The 21375-nt window shown below is 68.1% G+C and carries 18 protein-coding genes and 9 tRNA genes; 20 read left to right on the forward strand and 7 right to left on the reverse strand.

Going from position 1 to position 21375, the window contains the following annotated elements; genetic code table 11:
* The first annotated feature begins 21 nt into the window (after positions 1–21).
* Entirely contained in the window at positions 22–1029 is a 1008-nt protein-coding gene (locus U8331_RS05350) for an isocitrate dehydrogenase (RefSeq protein ID WP_481132576.1), read from the forward strand.
* Between the two features lie 432 nt (positions 1030–1461).
* Positions 1462–2808: a Na+/H+ antiporter NhaC family protein gene (locus tag U8331_RS05355; protein WP_481132577.1), complete on the forward strand. Its 1347-nt coding sequence runs from the start codon at positions 1462–1464 to the stop codon at positions 2806–2808.
* 57 nt (positions 2809–2865) lie between these two features.
* On the opposite strand, the gene U8331_RS05360 is transcribed toward U8331_RS05355, so the two are convergent.
* On the reverse strand, positions 2866–3618 hold the full coding sequence (locus U8331_RS05360) for a Bax inhibitor-1/YccA family protein (protein ID WP_481132578.1): 753 nt from the start codon (positions 3616–3618) through the stop codon (positions 2866–2868).
* 165 nt (positions 3619–3783) lie between these two features.
* Between U8331_RS05360 and U8331_RS05365 the strand changes: the two genes are divergently transcribed.
* From U8331_RS05365 to U8331_RS05430, 14 genes are all read left to right on the forward strand, one after another.
* Positions 3784–3860: transfer RNA gene (locus U8331_RS05365), tRNA-Pro, on the forward strand.
* A 28-nt stretch (positions 3861–3888) separates the two neighbouring features.
* Positions 3889–3965, forward strand: a tRNA-Arg gene (locus U8331_RS05370).
* A 33-nt stretch (positions 3966–3998) separates the two neighbouring features.
* Positions 3999–4075: transfer RNA gene (locus U8331_RS05375), tRNA-His, on the forward strand.
* 62 nt (positions 4076–4137) lie between these two features.
* A tRNA-Lys gene (locus U8331_RS05380) sits at positions 4138–4213 on the forward strand.
* A 123-nt stretch (positions 4214–4336) separates the two neighbouring features.
* Positions 4337–4423: transfer RNA gene (locus tag U8331_RS05385), tRNA-Leu, on the forward strand.
* 305 nt (positions 4424–4728) lie between these two features.
* Entirely contained in the window at positions 4729–6036 is a 1308-nt protein-coding gene (tig, locus tag U8331_RS05390) for a trigger factor (protein ID WP_481132579.1), read from the forward strand.
* A 131-nt stretch (positions 6037–6167) separates the two neighbouring features.
* Positions 6168–6794, forward strand: a complete 627-nt coding sequence (gene clpP / locus U8331_RS05395) for an ATP-dependent Clp endopeptidase proteolytic subunit ClpP (protein WP_481132580.1) — start codon at positions 6168–6170, stop codon at positions 6792–6794.
* 168 nt (positions 6795–6962) lie between these two features.
* Positions 6963–8252, forward strand: a complete 1290-nt coding sequence (clpX, locus tag U8331_RS05400; protein WP_481132581.1) for an ATP-dependent Clp protease ATP-binding subunit ClpX — start codon at positions 6963–6965, stop codon at positions 8250–8252.
* Positions 8253–8483: 231 nt separating this feature from the next.
* Entirely contained in the window at positions 8484–10925 is a 2442-nt protein-coding gene (lon, locus tag U8331_RS05405) for an endopeptidase La (protein ID WP_481132582.1), read from the forward strand.
* A gap of 223 nt (positions 10926–11148) precedes the next feature.
* Positions 11149–11421, forward strand: a complete 273-nt coding sequence (locus U8331_RS05410) for an HU family DNA-binding protein (protein ID WP_481132583.1) — start codon at positions 11149–11151, stop codon at positions 11419–11421.
* A 46-nt stretch (positions 11422–11467) separates the two neighbouring features.
* Positions 11468–11542, forward strand: a tRNA-Val gene (locus U8331_RS05415).
* Positions 11543–11566: 24 nt separating this feature from the next.
* Positions 11567–11643: transfer RNA gene (locus U8331_RS05420), tRNA-Asp, on the forward strand.
* A gap of 98 nt (positions 11644–11741) precedes the next feature.
* Positions 11742–11818: transfer RNA gene (locus U8331_RS05425), tRNA-Asp, on the forward strand.
* Positions 11819–11969: 151 nt separating this feature from the next.
* Positions 11970–13952 carry a peptidyl-prolyl cis-trans isomerase gene (locus U8331_RS05430; RefSeq protein WP_481132584.1) on the forward strand — a complete coding sequence of 661 codons (1983 nt, stop codon included), beginning with the start codon at positions 11970–11972 and terminating at the stop codon, positions 13950–13952.
* A 72-nt stretch (positions 13953–14024) separates the two neighbouring features.
* On the opposite strand, the gene U8331_RS05435 is transcribed toward U8331_RS05430, so the two are convergent.
* The 3 genes from U8331_RS05435 to gloB form a co-directional block, all read right to left on the reverse strand.
* Positions 14025–14819: an enoyl-ACP reductase FabI gene (locus U8331_RS05435; protein ID WP_481132585.1), complete on the reverse strand. Its 795-nt coding sequence runs from the start codon at positions 14817–14819 to the stop codon at positions 14025–14027.
* Between the two features lie 74 nt (positions 14820–14893).
* Positions 14894–15895, reverse strand: a complete 1002-nt coding sequence (locus U8331_RS05440; RefSeq protein WP_481132586.1) for a lytic transglycosylase domain-containing protein — start codon at positions 15893–15895, stop codon at positions 14894–14896.
* Positions 15892–16668 carry a hydroxyacylglutathione hydrolase gene (gloB, locus tag U8331_RS05445; protein ID WP_481132587.1) on the reverse strand — a complete coding sequence of 259 codons (777 nt, stop codon included), beginning with the start codon at positions 16666–16668 and terminating at the stop codon, positions 15892–15894. The genes U8331_RS05440 and gloB overlap by 4 nt, the downstream gene beginning before the upstream one ends.
* Before the next feature lie 74 nt (positions 16669–16742).
* Here gloB and U8331_RS05450 point away from each other — a divergent pair, with 74 nt between their 5' ends.
* From U8331_RS05450 to dnaQ, 3 genes are read left to right on the forward strand one after another with little or no spacing between them, the layout of a single operon-like run.
* Entirely contained in the window at positions 16743–17423 is a 681-nt protein-coding gene (locus U8331_RS05450) for a methyltransferase domain-containing protein (RefSeq protein ID WP_481132588.1), read from the forward strand.
* 51 nt (positions 17424–17474) lie between these two features.
* Positions 17475–17945 carry a ribonuclease HI gene (rnhA, locus tag U8331_RS05455; protein ID WP_481132589.1) on the forward strand — a complete coding sequence of 157 codons (471 nt, stop codon included), beginning with the start codon at positions 17475–17477 and terminating at the stop codon, positions 17943–17945.
* A gap of 45 nt (positions 17946–17990) precedes the next feature.
* Positions 17991–18737, forward strand: a complete 747-nt coding sequence (gene dnaQ, locus U8331_RS05460; RefSeq protein ID WP_481132590.1) for a DNA polymerase III subunit epsilon — start codon at positions 17991–17993, stop codon at positions 18735–18737.
* A gap of 21 nt (positions 18738–18758) precedes the next feature.
* Here dnaQ and U8331_RS05465 read toward each other — a convergent pair whose 3' ends face one another.
* Complete coding sequence (locus U8331_RS05465) at positions 18759–19463, reverse strand: PP2C family protein-serine/threonine phosphatase (RefSeq protein ID WP_481132591.1); 705 nt, start codon at positions 19461–19463, stop codon at positions 18759–18761.
* Positions 19464–19666: 203 nt separating this feature from the next.
* Positions 19667–19757: transfer RNA gene (locus tag U8331_RS05470), tRNA-Ser, on the reverse strand.
* A 101-nt stretch (positions 19758–19858) separates the two neighbouring features.
* Here U8331_RS05470 and U8331_RS05475 point away from each other — a divergent pair.
* Positions 19859–20266 carry a DUF6165 family protein gene (locus U8331_RS05475; protein ID WP_481132592.1) on the forward strand — a complete coding sequence of 136 codons (408 nt, stop codon included), beginning with the start codon at positions 19859–19861 and terminating at the stop codon, positions 20264–20266.
* A 41-nt stretch (positions 20267–20307) separates the two neighbouring features.
* Here the strand turns inward: U8331_RS05475 and U8331_RS05480 are convergent, their stop codons facing one another.
* On the reverse strand, positions 20308–21375 hold the full coding sequence (locus U8331_RS05480; protein WP_481132896.1) for a glycosyltransferase family 9 protein: 1068 nt from the start codon (positions 21373–21375) through the stop codon (positions 20308–20310).

The following is a 21375-nucleotide window of genomic DNA, read 5'->3' on the forward strand; positions in this document are numbered from 1 at the left end:
CCCAGCTGGAAAAATCCCCCAATGACGCAAACGATCACGGTCATCCGCGGCGACGGTATCGGCCCGGAAATCATGGACGCCACCCTGCACGTGCTGGACGCGATGCAGCTCGGCCTGCAGTACGAGTTCGCCGACGCCGGCCTGGTCGCGCTGGAGAAGACCGGCGAGCTGCTGCCCGCGGCGACCATGGACTCGATCCGCAAGAACCGCGTCGCCCTCAAGAGCCCGTTGACCACTCCGGTCGGCGGCGGCTTCTCCTCGATCAACGTCGAGCTGCGCAAGCGCTTCGACCTGTACGCCAACGTCCGCCCGGCGACCTCGTTCCCCAACACCAGGTCGCGCTTCCCGTCCGGGGTCGACCTGATCACCGTGCGCGAGAACACCGAGGGCGCCTACAGCGCCGAGGGCCAGGCGGTGTCGGAGGACGGCGAGACCGCCACCTCGATCACCAGGACCACGCGCCGCGGCTCCGAGCGGATCGTCCGCTACGCCTTCGAGCTGGCGAAGAAGACCGGCCGCAAGAAGGTCACCGTGGTGCACAAGGCCAACATCCTGAAGTCGACCTCCGGCCTGTTCCTGAAGACCGCGCGTGAAGTCGCCTCGCAGTACCCGGAGATCACCTGCGAGGAGATGATCGTCGACAACTGCTGCATGCAGCTGGTGATGCGCCCCGAGCAGTTCGACGTGATCGTCACCACCAACCTGTTCGGCGACATCATCTCCGACCTGTGCGCCGGCCTGATCGGCGGGCTCGGCCTGACCCCGGGCGCCAACATCGGCACCGACGCGGCGATCTTCGAGGCCGTGCATGGCACCGCGCCGGACATCGCCGGCCAAGGCAAGGCCAACCCGTGCGCGCTGCTGCTGGGCGCCGCGCAGATGCTCGACCACCTCGGCATGCCCGACAAGGCGACCCGCCTGCGCCAGGCCATCGTGGCCACGCTGGAAGCCAAGGACAGCCTCACCGGGGACCTCGGCGGCAGCAGCGACACCATGTCGTTTGCCAAGGCGATCGCCAGCCGGGTCTGATACCGGGCTCGCGGTTCGACCAGAAGGGGGCGCCACGCGGCGCCCCCTTTTTGTTCGGCAGATGTCAGCGGCTCCGTTCTTTTGGGGATGCCGCAGCCGTGTTGCCGTGCCGATCTCCGGGTTCTTGTAGGAGCGGCTTCAGCCGCGATCCGAAAATCCCGCGCCCCGGCTTCGCCCACGACGTCCGTAGGAGCGACCTAAGTCGCGAGCCACTGACACCCCGCACTCCGGCGATCAACGCGAAAGCCCGATCGCGCGACCGAAACACCGCGTCAACCACCGCCCGCTCGTCGCATCAGCGGTTCGCGACTCGGTCGCTCCTACCATCCCAGCCTCAATACCTAGCACCCCACAGCGTTCCACCGACGGCGCTCGACACCGCCGCGGCCGCGCCGCACACTCGCGCCTTGTTCCTTGCATCCGAATGAAGCGATGAATGTATCGCCGTCCCAACCCGCCCCCGGACCTGCTGTCCAACCCAGCGCGCTCGCGCTGACGCCGCTGCTGCTGTTCCTCGCGCTGTTCTTTGGCGCCGGCCTCTACTTCACTGCGCAGGGCGAGGCGATGGGCTTCTACCAGCTGCGTGCGCCGGTCGCGATCCTGCCGGCGCTGGCGCTTGGTGCATGGCTGGTGCACCGCCGCGGCATCCGCCCGGTGGACACCCTGCTGGAAGGCATGGGCCATCCCAACGTGATGCTGATGGTGCTGGTGTTCCTGCTCGCCGGCGCCTTCGCCAACGTCTCGCGCGCGGTCGGGGCGGTCGATGCGGTCGTGGCGCTCGGCCTGGGCGCGCTGCCGCCGGCGCTGATCCTGCCGGGCCTGTTCCTGGTCGCCAGCTTCGTGTCGCTGTCGATCGGCACCTCGATGGGCACGATCGCCGCGGTGGTTCCGATCGCCACCGGCCTGGCCGACGCGGCCGGGCTCGACCGGGCGCTGGTGCTCGGCGCGGTCGTGGGTGGGGCGATGTTCGGTGACAACCTGTCGATCATTTCCGACACCACCATCGCTGCCACGCGCAGCCAGGGCGCGCGGATGTCGGACAAGTTCCGCGAGAACTTCAAGATCGCGTTGCCCGCCGCGCTCGCCACCCTCGCGCTGCTGGCGTGGTTTGGCGAGGCGGCGCCGGTGGAGGCGCCGGGCGCGGCATCGCCGTGGCTGGTGGTGCCGTACCTGCTGGTGCTGGCGCTGGCACTGCTCGGACTGGACGTGGTGCTGGTGCTCGGCATCGGCGTCGTCCTCGCCGGCGTGTTCGGCTACGTCTTTGCCGGTGGCTACGACGTGGTCAGCTATGCCAACGACATCTACGCCGGTTTCGAGGGCATGGTGGAGATCACCCTGCTGTCGCTGCTCATCGGCGGCCTGGCGGCGCTGATCAAAGCCGGTGGAGGGCTCGACTGGCTGGCGGCGGTGATCGCCCGGTTCGCCCGTGGCCATACGGGACGGCGGTCCGGCGAGATCAGCATCGCCGCCCTGGCCGCCGGTGGCGATGCCCTGACGGCCAACAACACGGTCGCCATCCTGGTCGGCGGAAGCCTGGCGCGCGACATCGCCGTCCGGCACGGGATCACGCCGCGACGCGCCGCCAGCGTGCTCGACATCTTCTCGTGCGTGGTCCAAGGCGTGTTGCCCTACGGCGCGCAGATTCTGCTGGCCGGTTCGCTGGCGGGCCTGTCGCCGCTGCTGATCGCCGGCAAGGTCTGGTACTGCTGGCTGCTGGCGGTGGCGGCGATCGGGTTCATGCTGTGGCCGCGTCGCAGGGAGGCGTCGCCGGACGCGTAACAAGAAAGAAGGGCGCCATCGGCACCCTTCTTTCTTGTCGATCGATCGCGGTTGCGCTCAGTCGCGCAGTTTCGACAGCAGCCGCAGGAACTCGATATACAGCCACACCAGCGTGACCATCAGGCCGAACGCGCCGTACCACTCCATGTACTTGGGTGCGCCCTGTTCGGCCCCGGTCTCGATGAAGTCGAAATCGAGTACCAGGTTGAGCGCGGCGATCACCACCACGAACAGGCTGAAGCCGATGCCGACGATGCCGGATTCGTGGATCAGCGGGATCCGGATGTCGAAGAAGCCGAGCACCATGCTGGCCAGGTACACCAGGAAGATGCCGCCGGTCGCGGCCGCCACGCCGAGCTTGAAGTTCTCGGTCGCCTTGATGAGGCCGGTCCGGTAGACGAACAGCAGCGCGAACAGGGTGCCGAAGGTCAGCAGCACCGCCTGCATCACGATGCCCTCGTACAGGTGGTTGTACATCGCCGAGATCGCGCCGAGGAAGAAGCCTTCGACCAGTGCGTAGAGCGGGGCGGTGACCGGCGCCCACTGCTTCTTGAACACCGTTGCCAGGGCAAGCACCAGGCCGCCGATCAGGCCGCCCCACAGGTACGGCCCGGCACCGACGACGCCCGCCGGAGTGGACACCTGGTGCCAGGTGAATGCCGCGGTGAGCACCGCCATCAGCAGCAGCATGCCGGTCTTGTTGACCGTGCCGGCCAGCGTCATCACGTTATCGCCGCCGCGCACAATGGCGCCGCTGCCGAGGTCCAGGAACGTCGACTCCTTCAAAGCCGGGTTGCCGCTGCGGATCATGCACTGTCCCCTGAATCTGGTTGTGGGTAGTTGGATCATGGCGAAGGCGCCGCCGCGAGCATACACGTGCCCGCGTATGCGGTTGGGTGTACGTTGACACCGGGCCGGTGCCCGCCGCAGAATAGCCGGCCTTTCGCGGCGCTGGCGCGCAACGGAAGCCCGGATCGGGGCATAGCGCAGTCTGGTAGCGCATCTGGTTTGGGACCAGAGGGTCGGGGGTTCGAATCCCTCTGCCCCGACCACTCGTGGCGCCGGCTATCATGTCTGCAGGCGCCCGTAGCTCAACCGGATAGAGCACCGGCCTTCTAAGCCGGTGGTTGCAGGTTCGAGTCCTGCCGGGCGCGCCAGATGCAACGATCGTGTGGTCCAGTGTTTCCGTGGTGGATGTAGCTCAGTTGGTTAGAGCACCGGATTGTGATTCCGGGGGTCGCGGGTTCGAATCCCGTCTTCCACCCCACTCGCGGTTCATCGCGGTGTTGGTTTCAGGCAGGAATTTCCTGCTACAATTTCAGCGCTAACGGGCCGTTAGCTCAGTTGGTAGAGCAGTTGACTCTTAATCAATAGGTCCAAGGTTCGAATCCTTGACGGCCCACCAAGACGGAAGCACCTGGTTCGCGCCAGGTGCTTTTTTCTTGCCCGGCGTGCGGGCACGGGAGCATGGCGCAGGCCCGGCCGGCGCCCGTAGAATCCCCGGCCGGCAGTGCCGGCGCGTAGCATCGCGAAAGTGGCGGAATTGGTAGACGCCCTGGATTTAGGTTCCAGTGAGGGTGACCTCGTGGGGGTTCGAGTCCCCCCTTTCGCACCAACCCAGGCAGAGAACCGGAAGCCTTGCCGCCGCAACGAGCGTTCGCGAGCGTCGCCCTGTCCGTCGACGACGGCTTTTGTGCCCGCAGCCGCCGTCGGCGCTCACCGGTGCGTCCCGACCAGCAACCGCAAGCGACGCCCTCGTCCGCCGCGACAGGCATTCCGGCTGGCCGCCGCCCAAGTGGCAGCCGCGCCCGGAATCAGCCAAACTACGTCGTTCCGCCAGCGGCCGGCTCCGTGCCGGCGTCGCGGCGACCAGCTCACCAAACATCTTGCCGCGGCACGGCCGCGGTCGCAGGAGTGGATATGCCAGCCGTAGAAAAGCCCGTGTCGGTCGAGACGCTCGGTAACCTGGAACGCCGCATGACCTTCAACCTCCCGGCCGAGCGGCTCGAGAGCACGGTCGGCGGCCGTCTGCGCGAGATCGCGCGCGGCGCCAAGATCAAGGGCTTCCGCCCGGGCAAGGTGCCGGCCAAGGTGATCGAGCAGCGCTTCGGCCAGCAGGTCCGCGCCGAGGTCCTCGACGGCCTGCTGCGCGAGAGCTTCGGCAACGCCGTGCGTGAGCAGTCGCTGCAGATCGCCGGCAACCCGCGGATCGAGCCGGTCGAAGGCGAGGAGCTCGCCTACGCCGCCACCTTCGAGGTGGTGCCGGACTTCGGCGACATCGACGTCGCCAAGCTCAAGGTCGTGCGCCACACCTCGGAGGTGAAGGACGAGGACATCGACGCAATGATCGAGAACCTGCGCCTGCAGCGCCGCACCTGGAGCGTGGTCGAGCGCGGGGCGAAGGAAGGCGACGCGGTCGAGCTCGAGACCTTCTCGACCGTCGACGGCGAGCGCATGCCGGCCGAAGGTGCCGAGCGTGGCGCGACCATCATCGGTTCGGCCGCCATGTTCCCGGCGATCGAGTCCGCCCTGGTCGGCATGAAGGCCGGCGAGGAGAAGACCGTCGAGGTGGAGTTCCCCGCCAGCTGGCGCGTGCCGCAGTTCGCCGGCAAGAAGGTCGACGTCACCGTGAAGGCGACCAAGGTCTCCGAGCCGGTGCTGCCGGAAGTCGATGACGGTTTCATCAAGAGCTTCGGCATCAAGAGCGGCGACGCCGAGCAGTTCCGCAAGGACATCCGCAGCAACCTGGAGCGCGAGCTCAAGGGCGCGCTGATGACCCGTCTGCGTCGCGAGGTCGGCGAGCAGCTGATCGCCGAGTACGCCTCGGTCGAGATGCCGCCGCGCCTGGTCGAGAACGAGGCCCGTGACATGGCCCGGCAGGCCGCCGAACAGGCGCGCCGCCAGGGCCGCAAGGTCGACCTGCCGGCCAACGCCCACGAGCAGTTCATGGAGGCGGCGCGCAAGCGCGTGCTGGTCGGATTGCTGGTCGGCGAGGTCGCACGTCGCAACGAACTCAAGCTCGATCCCAAGCGGGTCACCGAAACCCTCAACCTGATCGCCTCCACCTACGAGGAGCCGCAGCAGGTGATCGAGCTGTATCGCCAGGACGCGCAGCTGATGCAGGGCCTGCAGGGCCGCGTCATGGAAGAGCAGGTGATCGACTGGATCGCCGAGCGCGCCGAGCACACCGAGCAGCCGATGTCCTTCTCCGAGGCGATCCGGCAGTAACCCGCTGAACCGCCGCCCGCCCTCCGGCGCGGCGGCGGACGGTGGCCCTTGCGCCGCCGCGGGGCCGGCCCCAGATTGGTCGGCCTTGCCTCTCAACGCAGTCCCGGCTGCCGCCCCAGGTGGATGACCCGATGGAAAACCAGACCAAAGCCCTGAACCTCGTGCCGATGGTGGTCGAACAGACCAGCCGGGGCGAGCGCGCGTACGACATCTATTCGCGCCTGTTGAAGGAGCGGGTGATCTTCCTGGTCGGCCCCGTCGACGACCACGTCGCCAACGTGATCGTCGCCCAGATGTTGTTCCTCGAGGCCGAAAACCCCGAGAAGGACATCAGCCTGTACATCAACTCGCCCGGCGGCGTGGTCACCGCCGGCATGGCGATCTACGACACCATGCAGTACATCAAGCCCGACGTGAGCACGATCTGCGTCGGCCAGGCCGCTTCGATGGGCGCGCTGCTGCTGGCCGCCGGCGCCAAGGGCAAGCGCTACGCGCTGCCGAACTCGCGAGTGATGATCCACCAGCCGCTGGGTGGCTTCCAGGGCCAGGCCAGCGACATCGAGATCCATGCCCGCGAGATCCTGGCGCTCAAGCAGAAGCTCAACGAGGTGCTCTCGCACCACACCGGCCAGCCGCTGGAGACCATCGCGCGCGACACCGAACGCGACAACTTCAAGAGCGCCGAGGCCGCACATGAGTACGGGCTGGTGGACCAGGTGCTCGAACGCCGTCCCGACGAGTCCATCCAGGCGGGTTGACCGGGCGTTCGCTTAACCGCAAGTTATTGATTCCGTGATGCTTTCGGCACTTCTGGCACGCCCCCGGGGCGGGCTGGAGTGCTGTGCTATTCTCGGTCCGAACCATCGGGACCCCGTCCGCGCAAGGCGTGCGCGTCGGGTCCGGCAAAGGAACCTTCAGGCAAGCGCATGACCGACGATCGACAGGGCCGCAGTACCGGCGACAGCAACAAGATTCTGTACTGCTCGTTCTGCGGCAAGAGCCAGCACGAGGTCCGCAAGCTGATTGCGGGCCCGAGCGTGTTCATCTGCGACGAGTGCGTCGAGTTGTGCAACGACATCATCCGCGAGGAGCTCGAGGAGAAGGCGCAGTCGGCCCGCAGCCACCTGCCCAAGCCCAAGGAGATCCTCGAGGTCCTCGACCAGTACGTGATCGGCCAGGCGCGCGCCAAGCGCACGCTCGCGGTCGCCGTGTACAACCACTACAAGCGCATCGAGAGCCGGCAGAAGAACGACGACGTCGAACTGGCGAAGTCCAACATCCTGCTGGTCGGCCCCACCGGTTCGGGCAAGACGCTGCTGGCCGAGACGCTGGCGCGGATGCTCAACGTGCCGTTCACCATGGCCGACGCGACCACGCTGACCGAAGCCGGCTACGTGGGCGAGGATGTCGAGAACATCATCCAGAAGCTGCTGCAGAAGTGCGACTACGACGTCGACAAGGCGCAGCAAGGCATCGTCTACATCGACGAGATCGACAAGATCTCGCGCAAGTCCGACAACCCCTCGATCACCCGCGACGTATCCGGCGAGGGCGTGCAGCAGGCGCTGCTGAAGCTGATCGAAGGCACTGTCGCCAGCGTGCCGCCGCAGGGCGGGCGCAAGCACCCGCAGCAGGAATTCCTGCAGGTCGATACCCGCAACATCCTGTTCATCGTGGGCGGCGCGTTCGCCGGTCTGGACAAGATCATCCAGCAGCGCAGCACCGAGGCGGGCGGCATCGGATTTGGTGCCAAGGTCAAGAGCGCCGAGCGCAAGACCGAGGTCGGCAAGATCCTGGCCGAGGTCGAGCCGGAGGACCTGATCAAGTTCGGCCTGATTCCCGAGTTCGTCGGCCGCCTGCCAGTGGTCGCCACGCTGGAAGAGCTCGACGAAGCGGCATTGATCACGATCCTGACCGAACCGCGCAACGCGATTACCAAGCAGTTCCGCAAGCTGTTCGAGATGGAGGATGTCGAGCTCGAATTCCGCCCGGACGCCCTGGCCGCGATCGCGCGCAAGGCGCTCAAGCGCAAGACCGGCGCGCGCGGCCTGCGCACCATCGTCGAGTCGGTCCTGCTCGACACCATGTACGAGCTGCCGTCGCTGGAGAACGTCAGCAAGGTGGTGGTCGACGAGTCCGTGATCGACCACAAGACCGAGCCCTATCTGATCTACCAGACGCCGGCGGCACCGCAGAAGGCGGCTTCGGGCGACTGAACCGCCGCTCCTGAGCCGCAATGAAGCCGATCAGCCGCTTGTGTCCGCAAGCGGCTGATTTTGTTTGGAAAACCCGGGTGCTTTCTGCGGCACTCGCGGCCCCGGCTTGCATCGCCCGGCGCGGACCCCCATAACCCTGCCAAGGCCCGGCGATGCCCCGGGTTTCCCGTTTTTTCGGCCGGCCGCGCCACCTCTCTGGCCCGGCGCCCCTGATCGTCCCGGAGCTTTTCCATGACCCCATCCAGCCGGACAGAATCCTCCCGTGAGCCCGAGCAGCTCGACTTGCCGGTGTTGCCGCTGCGCGACGTCGTGGTGTTCCCGCACATGGTCATCCCGTTGTTCGTTGGTCGCGACAAGTCGATCCGCGCCCTGGACGTCGCGATGGAAGCCGACAAGCAGATCCTGCTGGTCGCGCAGAAGTCGGCGGAAACCGACGACCCCACCGCCGACGACCTCTACCAGGTCGGCACCCTTGCGCATGTCCTGCAACTGCTGAAGCTCCCCGACGGCACCATCAAGGTGCTGGTGGAAGGCGTCGCGCGGGTGCAGGTCGGGGAGGTGGGCGAGCACGACGGCGCGCTGTCCGGCCACGCCGAGATCATCGATCCCGTGTTCGATCGCGAGGAGCGCGAGATCGACGCCATCTCGCGCTCGCTGGTGGGGTTGTTCGAGCAGTACGTGAAGACCAACCGCAAGCTGCCGCCGGAACTGATGCAGACCCTGTCCGGGATCGAGGACCCGGGCCGGCTGGCCGACACCATCGCCGCCCACCTGGGCGTGCGCATCGGCGACAAGCAGAAGCTGCTGGAGGCGCACGGGATCGGCGACCGGCTCGAGCAGCTGGTCGGCCTGGTCGACGGCGAGATCGACGTGCAGCAGCTGGAGAAGCGCATCCGCGGCCGGGTCAAGGGCCAGATGGAGAAGAGCCAGCGCGAGTACTACCTCAACGAGCAGATGAAGGCGATCCAGAAGGAGCTGGGCGAGATCGACGACGCGCCCAACGACATCGAGGAGTTGACCCGCAAGATCGCCGGCGCCGGCATGCCCAAGCCGGTGGAGGCCAAGGCGCGCAACGAGCTCAACAAGCTCAAGCAGATGTCGCCGATGTCGGCCGAGGCCGCGGTGGTGCGCAACTACCTCGAGTGGCTGCTCGGCGTACCGTGGAAGAAGCGCAGCAAGGTCCGCAAGGACCTGCGGGCCGCGCAGGAAGTCCTCGACGCCGACCACTTCGGGCTGGAGAAGGTCAAGGAGCGCATCCTCGAGTACCTCGCCGTGCAGACCCGGGTGAAGACCATGAAGGCGCCGATCCTGTGCCTGGTCGGCCCGCCGGGTGTCGGCAAGACCTCGCTTGGCCAGTCGATCGCCAAGGCGACGAACCGCAAGTTCGTGCGGATGAGCCTGGGCGGCGTGCGCGACGAGGCCGAGATCCGCGGCCACCGCCGCACCTACGTCGGCTCGATGCCGGGGCGGATCGTGCAGAACCTCAACAAGGTCGGCACCAAGAACCCGCTGTTCGTGCTCGACGAGATCGACAAGATGTCGATGGACTTCCGCGGCGACCCGTCGTCGGCACTGCTGGAGGTGCTCGACCCGGAGCAGAACCACAGCTTCAACGACCACTACCTCGAGGTCGACCTCGACCTGAGCGAGGTGATGTTCGTGGCCACCTCCAACTCGCTCAACATCCCCGGCCCGCTGCTGGACCGCATGGAAGTGATTCGCATCCCCGGCTACACCGAGGAGGAGAAGCTCAACATCGCCATGCGCTACCTGCTGCCCAAGCAGATCAAGGCCAACGGCCTGAAGCCGGAGGAGCTCAAGATCGGCGAAGGGGCGGTGCGCGACATCGTGCGCTACTACACCCGCGAATCCGGTGTGCGCAATCTCGAGCGTGAGATTTCCAAGATCGCCCGCAAGGTCGTCAAGGAAATCGCGCTGGCGGGGCCACAGAAGAAGCTGAAAACCGTCAACGTGACCTCCAGGAACCTCGACAAGTACCTGGGCGTGCGCCGCTTCGACTTCGGCCGCGCCGAAGAGCAGAACGAGATCGGGCTGGTGACCGGCTTGGCCTGGACCGAGGTCGGCGGCGACCTGCTGCAGATCGAGACCACGATGGTGCCGGGCAAGGGGCAGCTGATGCTGACCGGCCAGCTCGGTGACGTGATGAAGGAGTCGGCTTCGGCGGCGCTGTCGGTGGTGCGCGCACGCACCGAGCGCCTCGGGATCGATCTCGAGTTCCTGCAGAAGCAGGACATCCACGTCCACGTGCCGGAAGGCGCGACGCCCAAGGACGGACCGAGCGCCGGCATCGCGATGGCCACCGCGCTGGTCTCGATGCTGACCGCGAACCCGGTGCGCGCCGAAGTCGCCATGACCGGCGAGATCACCCTGCGCGGGCGCGTGCTGCCGATCGGCGGGCTCAAGGAGAAGCTGCTGGCGGCGCTGCGGGGCGGCATCACCACGGTGATCATCCCGGAGGAGAACGAGAAGGACCTCGCCGACCTTCCCAGGAGCGTGACCCAGGGGTTGAAGATCGTCACGGCCAAGTGGATAGACGAGGTGCTCGACGTCGCTCTGGAACGGCCGGTCACGCCCACGCCGGCGACCGGCGAGGGCGAGATGCCGGTCCGGGGAAAAGGCGGACCGGCTTCTCAGGCGGACGTCAAGCATTAATCGCCCCCGCGGGCGGAAAAATCCGACAACACGCTGAAACCCGCGTCGTTGCTAGCTTTCCGGCTTGCACCCCCAAAATGCCACTGGTATAACGGCTGGCAACCGCGTGAGGGTCGCATCACGGCCTTCATGGCGGCAAAGTCGGTCGGAGGTCCACCGTGCGCGGGGGGCACTTCGATTCTCAGAACAATGCGGATCGAGTCCGCACAGGGAGTCCAAACGAATGAACAAGGGTGATTTTGTTGCCGCCGTCGCCGATGCCGCGGAGCTGTCCCGCGCCGATGCCGCCAATGCCGTGGACGCGATGGTCAGCGTCGTCACCAAGGCGCTGAAGAAGGGTGACACGGTGACGCTGGTCGGCTTCGGCACCTTCCAGGTCCGCAAGCGCGCCGCCCGCCAAGGCCGCAACCCGAAGACCGGCGAGACCATCAAGATCAAGGCTTCGAAGAATCCTTCGTTCAAGGCTGGCAAAGCCCTGAAGGACGCTGTAAACTAAGCAGCTCACCCGCCGACGCAGCCCATCGCGCCGGTTCTGTGACACAGGGTGCTTAGCTCAGTGGTAGAGCGTCTCCTTTACACGGAGAGGGTCGGGGGTTCGAAACCCTCAGCACCCACCAGCACCGGGTAACGTTTCAAAGTGCGGAGTGGTAGTTCAGTTGGTTAGAATGCTGGCCTGTCACGCCGGAGGTCGCGGGTTCGAGTCCCGTCCACTCCGCCAGTAATACCGGAGGCGCCGAGGTTCATTCCCGGCGCCTCTGCTTTTAAGTGAAGGCCGAAGTTCTGTGGCGGCCGTGGTTGTAAAGCTGCTTGCAGTGTGGAGCGGTAGTTCAGTTGGTTAGAATGCTGGCCTGTCACGCCGGAGGTCGCGGGTTCGAGTCCCGTCCGCTCCGCCATTGCGAAGTTGTCGAAGGCGCCGGAAACGGCGCCTTTTTTTGTTTCCGCATCCGGACCCCGCGACAGCCGCCCGTTGCGGAGCCGGCGCTCCAGCCGTCGCGGTTGCAACACGCTAAACTGTCCGGCTTCTGCCTTTACCCCGACTGGACCATGCTGCAGACACTTCGCGACAAGACCTCCGGCTGGATCGCCACGGTGATCCTGGGCCTGTTGATCATTCCGTTCGCCTTCTTCGGGCTGGAGCAGTACATGGTCCAGCGCAGCGACACCACGGTCGCGACCCTGCAGGCGCCGCCCGCATGGTGGGCTTCGGCACCTTCGTTCTGGCCGGTCTCGGTGCTCTGGCGGCACGAGGAGATCACCGTCGACGAATTCCGTCAGCGGTTCGAACAGGTCCGCCAGCAGCAGCGCGCCGAGCTCGGCGAGGCGTTCGATGCGCGTGAGTTCGAGAGTCCCGAAAACAAGCGCGCCGTGCTCGACACCCTGATCGACCAGCGCGTGCAGGCGATGGCCGCCGAACACGCCGGCGTGGTCGTCAGCGACGCGATGGTGCGCGACGCGATCCAGGCCATCCCGGCCTTCCAGGTTGACGGACGCTTCGACCCGCAGCGTTACCAGCTCGCCCTGGCGTCACAGGTGCCGGCACAGACCCCGGCGCAGTTCGACCAGCTCGTCCGCGAGGGGTTGCAGCAGACCCTGGTGGCGAGTGCGATCGCCAACAGCAATTTCGTCACCGCAGGCGAGATGGAGCGCCTGATCCGCCTGATGGGCGAGCGCCGCGACGTCAACCTGCTGGTCGTCCCGCCGACACAGCCGGATACCACGGCCGCGGTGAGCGATGCGGATATCCAGGCGTGGTACGACGCCCATCCGGACGACTACCGTGCTCCCGAGCGCGTCAGCATCGAGTACATCGAGCTCGCCGCCGAGGACATGCCCGCTCCGGCGCCGGCCGACGAAGCCGCACTGCGGGCACGCTACGAGCAGGAGCAGGCGCAGTTCGCATCCCAGGAGCAGCGCCTCGCATCGCATATTCTTGTCCAGGTGGATGAAGGCGCCGACGAGGCGACCCGCCAGGCGGCCGAGGCCGAGGCGCGCCAGATCGCCGCCGAGGCCCAGGCCGACGGCGCCGATTTCGCCGCGCTCGCACGCACCCACAGCGATGACAGCGGGTCGAAGGCCGGCGGGGGCGACCTGGGCTGGATCAGCCGCGACATGATGCCGGGCGCCTTCGCGGATGCGTTGTTCGCGATGCAGCCGGGGCAGGTGAGTGCGCCGGTGAAGAGCGATTTCGGCTGGCACGTGATCCAGCTGCGCGAGGTCAAGGCCGGTGCGCAGGAGTCGTTCGAGGAGGTCCGCGACCTGCTGGTGGCGGAGCAGGCCGAGGCCGACCGCGAGCGCGCGTTCAACGAGGCTTCCTCTGCCGTGGTCGACGCGGTGCTGCAGAACCCGGGTGCGTTGGCGCCCGCGGCCGAAGTGGCCGGGGTCGAGGTGAAGACGCTGGGGCCGTTCTCCCGCGCCGCCACCGAAGGCCTCGCGGCGAATCCCGCCGTGCGCCAGGCGGCGTTTTCCGAGACCCTGATCGAGGACGGCACCGTCAGCGACCCGATCGAGACCGCCCCTGACCGGAATGTCTGGATCCGGGTGACCGAACACGCGCCTGAAAGCGTCCAGCCGCTCGCGCAGGTGCGTGAGCAGGTCGTGGCCGCGATCCGCGCCGCGCGCGCGCGCAAGGCCGCGGCCGAGCGTGCCGATACGCTGCTTGCGCGGCTGGGCGGCGGTACCCCCCTGGCCGAACTGGCCGAGGCCGAGTCGCTCCCGCCACCGCAGTCGGTGCCGGGCGTTCCACGCGGCGCGCCGCTGCTGGACGAGTCGGTGTCGGAAGCGATCTTCACCGCGGCGGCTCCGGCCGACGGCAAGCCGAGCGTTGGCCGTCAGGTGCTCGACGACGGCACCATCGTGCTGTTCTCGGTCGACAGGGTCGTGCCGGGCAATGAAGCCGAAGTGCCGCCCGCCCAGCGGGAAATGCTGAGCCAGCAGCTCGCGCTGGCGGCAGGCGCCGCCGATGTCCAGGCGCTGGTTTCGGCGCTGCGGCAGGACATGGAGATCGAGGTGGTCGAGGAGAACCTCTGACCCGGCGGTCCTCCATGGTTCCAATGAAAAAGCCCGGCACTGCCGGGCTTTTTCGTGGACGACCGATATACCTCAGTCTTCGTCGCCGATGCCGGTCATGCCGAGGATGTTGTAGCCCGAATCGACATAGGTGACCTCGCCGGTGATGCCGGCGGCCAGGTCCGAACACAGGAATGCGGCGGTGTTGCCGACGTCCTCGATCGTCACGCTGCGGCGCAGCGGCGCGTACTGCTCGAAGTGCCCGAGCATCTTGCGGAAGTTCGCGATGCCGGCGGCCGACAGGGTCTTGATCGGCCCGGCCGAGATGGCGTTCACACGGGTGCCTTCCGGGCCGAGGTTCAGGGCGAGATAGCGCACCGTCGCCTCGAGGCTGGCCTTGGCCACGCCCATGACGTTGTAGTTCTGCAGAGCGCGTTCGGCACCGAGGTAGCTCAGGGTCACGATCGAGCCGTTGCGCTCCTTCATCAGCGGGCGAGCGGCCTTGGCCATCGCCGCCAGCGAGAACGCCGAAATCTCGTGGGCGGTGTTCCAGTTCTCGCGGGTCAGGCCGTCGAGGAACTCGCCCTCGATCGCTTCACGCGGCGCGTAGGCGATGGCGTGGACGAGGATGTCGAAACCGTCCCAGCGCTGGCCGAGTTGCTCGAAGCACTGGTTGATCTGGTCGTCGCTGGAGACATCCAGCGGCAGCACGATGTCGCTGCCCAGTGCGGTGGCGGCCTTCTCCACGCGCGGACGCAGCTTGTCGTTGAGGTAGGTGAAGGCCAGCTCCGCGCCTTGGCGATGCATGGCTTCGGCGATGCCGCTGGCGATCGAGCGGTCGCTCGCGATGCCGGTGATGAGTGCGCGTTTGCCTTGCAGGAAACCCATGGTTGCTCCTCGATCCTCGTGGCGCGGCCGGCGTGGCCGGGCAAAGCGGTAGTGTACCCGTGCGGTCGCGCGGCTCAGCGGCCGCCGGCGGGCGCGCCCGCCGGCGACACCGCGTCGCCGGCGGAGACGGTCACGTCGGCCGGCCCGGCGGTGTCAGCGAGGACCGACCCCCCATCGACGACCGATGCGGCCTGCCGGGGGGCCAGCAGGCGCAGCGGTTCGTCGCCGTGGCGGATTCGTCCCGCCACGAACACCGGGTTGAGGCGCCGCACTCGCGCGGGGTCGTAACCGTGAGCCGAAGCCCACGCGTCGACGCGCCCGTACTCGGCCGCGACTTCCACCGGCTGCAGGCGCGGCACCGGTCGGTCCAAGGCCTGCAGCCACTCCTCGTCCTGCGCCGCCTCGTCGAGCACGCACGCGATCGCCCGCAATTTGCGAACGTAGGCATGGGTGACGCCGGACAGGCCCGGCAGCTCGGCAGGACGCGCGCGGCGGGCGACCTGGCCGCCGCGCTTGAGCGCGCCCAGCACGCGGTACTCGCCGGCGTTGTAGGCCATGGAGGCCAACCGCCAGTCGCCGGCGAACATGCCATGGAGCGTCTTCAGGTAGCGCACGGCGGCGCGGGTGGAGTCGACCGGAGACAGTCGCCCGTCGTAGCCGGCGCGGATCGGTACGTGATGGTTGCGCGCGGTGCGCCGGATCATCTGCCACAGGCCGGCCGGGCCCGCAGGACTGCGCGCGTCGGGCTTGTAACCGCTCTCCACGAACGGGATCAGTGCGTACTCGGTGGGCAGGCTGGATTCATGCAGGGCATCGACGACGTAGCCGAACAGCGCCAGCGTGTCCGAATCCGGCGACGCCAGCCGCTTGGGAGCGGCCGCGAAGTGCTTGCGCCAACGGGCGCTGACGTCCGGACCGCACGCCGGAGTGGACAGGCCTTCGCTGAACTGCCGGTAGATTTCGCGGCCGCTGCGTACCGGGTCCGTCGTTGGGCCGGCCGTCGCTGCCAGTGCAGGCAGGGCCAGCAGGACGACCCCGACGCACGCGCCGACGATTCCCCGGATGCCGCGCCTCATGCGGCGAATCCGTCCTTCCAGCACCGCAGCGCGGCGAACGTTTCCACCGCGTCCCGCGGTGCGTGGCCGAGCTGCCGGCCGGCCGCGGCCCTCACCGCGGGTTCGTCGCACCGCAGGAAGGGGTTGCACGCTCGTTCGTCGCCGATCGTGCTGGGGAGAGTGGGGCGGGCGGCGTCTCGCATGGACTGGGCCTCTTCGCTGCGGCGCCGGAGCGCCGGGTTGTCGGGTTCGACCACGCGCGCGAACGCGGCGTTGGACATCGTGTACTCATGGCCGCAGCAGACCCGGGTGGCATCCGGAAACGCGGCCAAGCGCGATAGTGAAGCGTGCATCTGCGCGGCGCTACCCTCGAACAATCGGCCGCAGCCCAGACTGAACAGGGTGTCCCCGCAGAACAGCGTCGGTTCGACCGGGTCCTGCTGGAAGAACGCGACATGACTGCGGGTGTGGCCGGGCACCGCAACCACGCTGAACGGCATTCCGCCCACGGTGATAATTTGGCCGTCGTGGACCGTGTGGGTGGCGCAGTCGATCCGTTCATCGGCAGGGGCGTACACCGGCAGATCCGGCCAGCGCGAACGCAACGCCGGGGTGCCGCCGATGTGGTCCTGGTGATGGTGGGTCAGCAACACCGCCGCCGGCTGGAATCCACCGCTGTCGGCGGCGGCGAGTACCGGCTCCGCCGCTCCGGGATCGACGACCACGACGCCGCCGGGGCCGTGCAGGAGCCAGATGTAGTTGTCGCCCAGCGCGGGCAGTGTGTGCAGCTGCATGGTCGATATCCTCGCCGGGTACGGGTGGGGCGCAGAATGGGCGTGCCTCCCGCCTGTCCCGCAAGTCCGCGAACATGCCCCTGACCGTGCACCAGCGTCAAACCGGCTCGACCCCCTCCACCCTGGACTGGTTCGGCAGCGCCGGCGGGCAGTGCCTGCTGGCCGACGAAGCGCGGGCGATGCAGCGGGTCGTGGCGGCCTGCCCGGCGCTGCCTCGGGCGTGGATCGGCGTGCCCGCGGCGCGGCCGCCGGCGATGGGCGCGCGAGGGCTGCTGTTGCATCGCGACGGCGGCCGCTGGACCGGGTCGGTGCGTTGCGGGCTGCCGCTGCCGCTGGCCAGTGAAACGTTCGGTGCGCTGCTGCTGCAGCATGCCCTGGACGATGCGATCGAACCCGCGCCCCTGCTCGAGGAGTGCGCGCGCGTGCTCGCGCCGGGCGGGACGCTGTGGCTGGCGGCGCTCAACCCGTGGACGCCGTACCGGTTCCGCTGGGCCGGTACCGGGTTGCGCGCGCGCGATCCGGGGCACTGGCAGGCGGCGCTGCGCCGGGCTGGATTCTCGGGCGATGCGGTGAGTCTGCAGTGGATCGGCCCGCACTGGCGCGAGAACCCCGGCGGCGCCGGCATCGGCGCGCCGGACCGGCTGCGCGCGGGCGTCGCGCTGACCGTCAGCAAGCGGGTACGCGCGGTGGTCCCGCCGGCGCGGTTGCGCCGTCTGCACTGGCAGGCCGGCCGCTCCGGCACCGCGCCGCCGTGAACCGGCGACCGCATCGTCCACCCGGGGACCGCCAGCGCCGATAATGGCCGGATGACGAACACCAACAAGCAGGTCGAAATCCATACCGACGGCGCCTGCCTCGGCAATCCGGGTCCGGGCGGCTGGGCCGCGCTGTTGCGCTACAAGGGGCACGAACGGGAACTGGCCGGCGGCGAGGCGGAAACCACCAACAACCGGATGGAGCTGATGGCGGCCATCGCCGCGCTCGAGGCGCTCAGCGAGCCGTGCGACATTGTCCTGCACACCGATTCACAGTACGTCCGCCAGGGCATCACGCTGTGGATGGCGAACTGGCTGCGGCGTGGCTGGAAAACCTCGGGGGGCGAGGCGGTGAAGAACCGTGACCTGTGGGAGCGCCTGCACGCGGCGGCGCAGCGCCACCGGGTCGACTGGCGCTGGGTCAAGGGACACTCCGGCAACCCGGACAACGAGCGGGTGGACGGGCTTGCGCGCGACCAGGCGGTGCGCCTCCGTGCCGCCGCCGCGGTCCATGCCCGGTAACCGGCACGCGGCGCGGGTCGCCGCCGGTCCATTACACTGACGGCCATGCGCCAGGTCATCCTCGATACCGAAACCACCGGCCTGAGCTGGGAGCGCGGCAACCGCGTGGTCGAAATCGGCTGCGTCGAGTTCGTCGAGCGCCGGCCGACCGGCCGCACCTTCCATCGTTACCTCAACCCGGACCGCGAGTTCGAGCAGGGCGCGCAGGAGGTCACCGGCCTCACGCTGGAGTTCCTCGCCGACAAGCCGCGCTTCGCCGAGGTGGTCGACGAGTTCCTCGAGTTCATCGACGGCGCCGAGCTGGTGATCCACAACGCCGCGTTCGACGTCGGCTTCCTCGACAACGAGCTGCGGATGGCCGGCGTCCATTACGGCTGCCTCGGCGACCGTTGCCGGGTGGAGGACTCGCTGCTGCTGGCGCGCCAGCGGTTCCCGGGCCAGCGCAACTCGCTGGATGCGCTGTGCCGCCGGCTGGGCGTGGACAACACCCACCGCCAGTTGCACGGCGCACTGCTGGACGCCCAACTGCTGGCCGAGGTCTACATCGGCCTGACCTCGGGACAGGAGGAGATCGGGTTCGGCTCGGTCGAGCCCGCGGCGGAGGAGGCGACCGCGGTGCGCTTCACCGTCGATACCACCCGCCCGCGCCCGCGCATCGCCGTCGAGGCGCACGAACTGGCCGCACACGAGGCGCGATTGGCGACGCTGCGCAAGCGGGCCGGGTCGGCTCTCTGGGACCGCTTCATGGAGCCGGTAGAGGCCGAGCAGCGGGAGCCCGTGCTGGCGGGGTGAGCCCCGGACGGCCAGCGCGGGTCAGTGCCGCCGCACCAGCACCACGGTGACGTTGTCGGAGCCGCCGCCGTCCAGCGCCGCGGCGACCAGCCGGTCCACGCATTCCTGCGCACTGCAGTCCAACTGCTCCAGCACCCGCGAGATGCTGCGGTCGTCGACTTCCTCGGTCAGCCCGTCGCTGCACAGCAGCAGTTGCATGCCGGGGCGCAGTTCGCCCGTCATGGTCTCGACGTTGAGGTTGCGCGGGTCGGTCACCCCGAGCGCCTGGGTCACCACGTTGCGGTGCGGGTGGCTGCGTGCCTGTTCGTGGGTGATCGCACCGTTGGCGATCAGCTCCTGCACGTAGCTGTGGTCCTGCGACAACTGGGCCAGCTGGCCGTCACGCCACAGGTAGACCCGGCTGTCGCCGACCCACGCCACCTCGAACCGGTTGCCGCTGATGCGCGCGGCGACCACCGTGGTCCCCATCGGCAGTGCATCGGAACGGCGGCGCGAGGTACGCAGGATCTCCTCGTCGGCGATCCGGATCGCCTGCGCCAGCGGGGTGCCGTCACGGACCTCGCGCACGATGGTCTCGCGTGCGAGCGCGCTGGCGACCTCGCCGTACTCGTGGCCACCCATGCCGTCGGCGACCAGCCACAGCCCGAGCTCGCTGTCGCCGTAGTAGCTGTCCTCGTTGAGCTCGCGACGCAGGCCGACGTGCGTCAGGTGTCCGAATTCGATCATGTGTCGGTCATGCCGGTCGCGTGGGCGGGCTCTTCAGAACAGTAACGGAATCATCGGGGCCGGCCGGCCGCGAGGCAAGGCGTGGCGACGGGAGGTCGTGTGCGCCCCGGTTGCGGCACGCGTCGCGTTCGATCGGAGCGGGTGGCACCGGCGTCGCATATCGCGGGCATGAAAAAGGCTGCCGAAGCAGCCTGTTTCGTGTCTGGCGGAGAGGGGGGGATTCGAACCCCCGGTACGCTATAAACGTACGCCTGATTTCGAATCAGGTACATTCAACCACTCTGCCACCTCTCCGGGTGCAGTGAGCCGGAAATGATACGGATGGTTTGCCTCGCCGGCAAGGTCCCGCGCGCCGGCGCTACACTGGCGCCCCCAACTGGCTGAACGGCGGCGTCATGTCCGAAATCCTGGTCCCGGTGTCCTTTGGCGAGCTGCTCGACAAGATCGCCATCCTGCAGATCAAGTCCGAGCGGATGTCCGACGAGGCCAAGCTCGCCAACGTGCGCAACGAGCTGTCCGCGCTGGAGAGGACCTGGATGGCGCACCCGGCGGCCGGTACCGACATCCTCCGCCTGCGCGCCGAGCTGAAGGCCGTCAACGAGCGTCTGTGGGAGATCGAGGACGACATCCGGATCAAGGAGAAGGCGCAGCAATTCGATGCCGGCTTCGTCAAGCTGGCCCGAAGCGTCTACTTCGAGAACGACGAACGCGCCCGCATCAAGCGCGAGATCAACACCGCGCTGGGTTCGGCCTACGTCGAGGAGAAGTCCTACCAGGACTACAGGAGCGCCGGCACTCCCTGATCCGGCTGCATGCCGCTGGGCCGGGCCGATGCGGGCTGCCGCTAACCCGGCGTTCGCGAGTGGTCGGCCACGTAGCGCTCGAACGCCGCAATCCCGTCTTCCACCGTGACCAGGTCCATCACGCCGTCGTGCTCGATCTTGGCGCCCCAGCGCAGCTCGGCGGCCGGTTTGCCCAGGTACCGGCGTGCGGCATCGTCGTAACGGTCCACGCAGTAGCGCCGGTCCGAGTACGGGCCGCTCCGGGCCGGGTTGCTGGCCGCGTGCAAGCCGAGCACCTTGGTGCCCATCGCATTGGCGATGTGCATCGGGCCGGAATCCGGGGTCATCAGCAGGTCGGCGCGTTCCAGCAACGCGGGCAGCTGCTTGAGGGTGTCCTTGCCGACGAGGTCGAGCGACGGTCCGCGCATCGCCGCGACGATGGCATCGGCCGTACGGCGCTCCAGCTCGCTGCGGCCACCGCACAGCACCACGCGCCAGCCGCGGGAGATCGCGTGGTCGGCCACGGCGGCGTAGCGGTCGGCACGCCAGTTGCGGCGGACGTGGCTGGAGCAGGGCGAAATCATCAGGACCGGTGTGCCATCGGCCGGCCATTGCGCCCGTGCCCACCCGCGGGCGTCGTCGGGGACCGGCAGATCCCAACGCACCTCGCTCTGCCGCAGCCCGAGCGGTTCGCAGAAACTCCCGATCGCATCCAGGACGTGGATGCCGGGGCGGTCCGGGATGCGGCGATTGATGAACAAGCCGTGTCCGTCCTTCGACCGCGAACGGTCGTATCCCACCCGCACCCGCGCGGGGATGAATGCCGACAGCAGGTTCGCGCGCGCGGCCACCTGCATCTGCAGCAGCGCCTCGAACCGGTGGCCGCGCGCGTGCAGTTCGCGGCGCAGTCCGAGCATCCCCGCGAAGCCCGACTTCTTGTCGTACTCGACGAACTCGACTCCCGGCAAACCGGCCAGCAGGCGGTGTTCGCCCTTGCCGATCACCCAGGTCAGCGGCGTGCTGGGCCAGACCGACTGCAGGGTCCGCACCAGCGGCACGACATGGGTGACATCGCCCAGCGCCGACAGGCGCAGCAGGCAGATCGAGGCGGGTGCGGGGGAGGCGGTAAT

It is taken from the genome of Lysobacter sp. CC-YZS074, assembly GCF_056739745.1.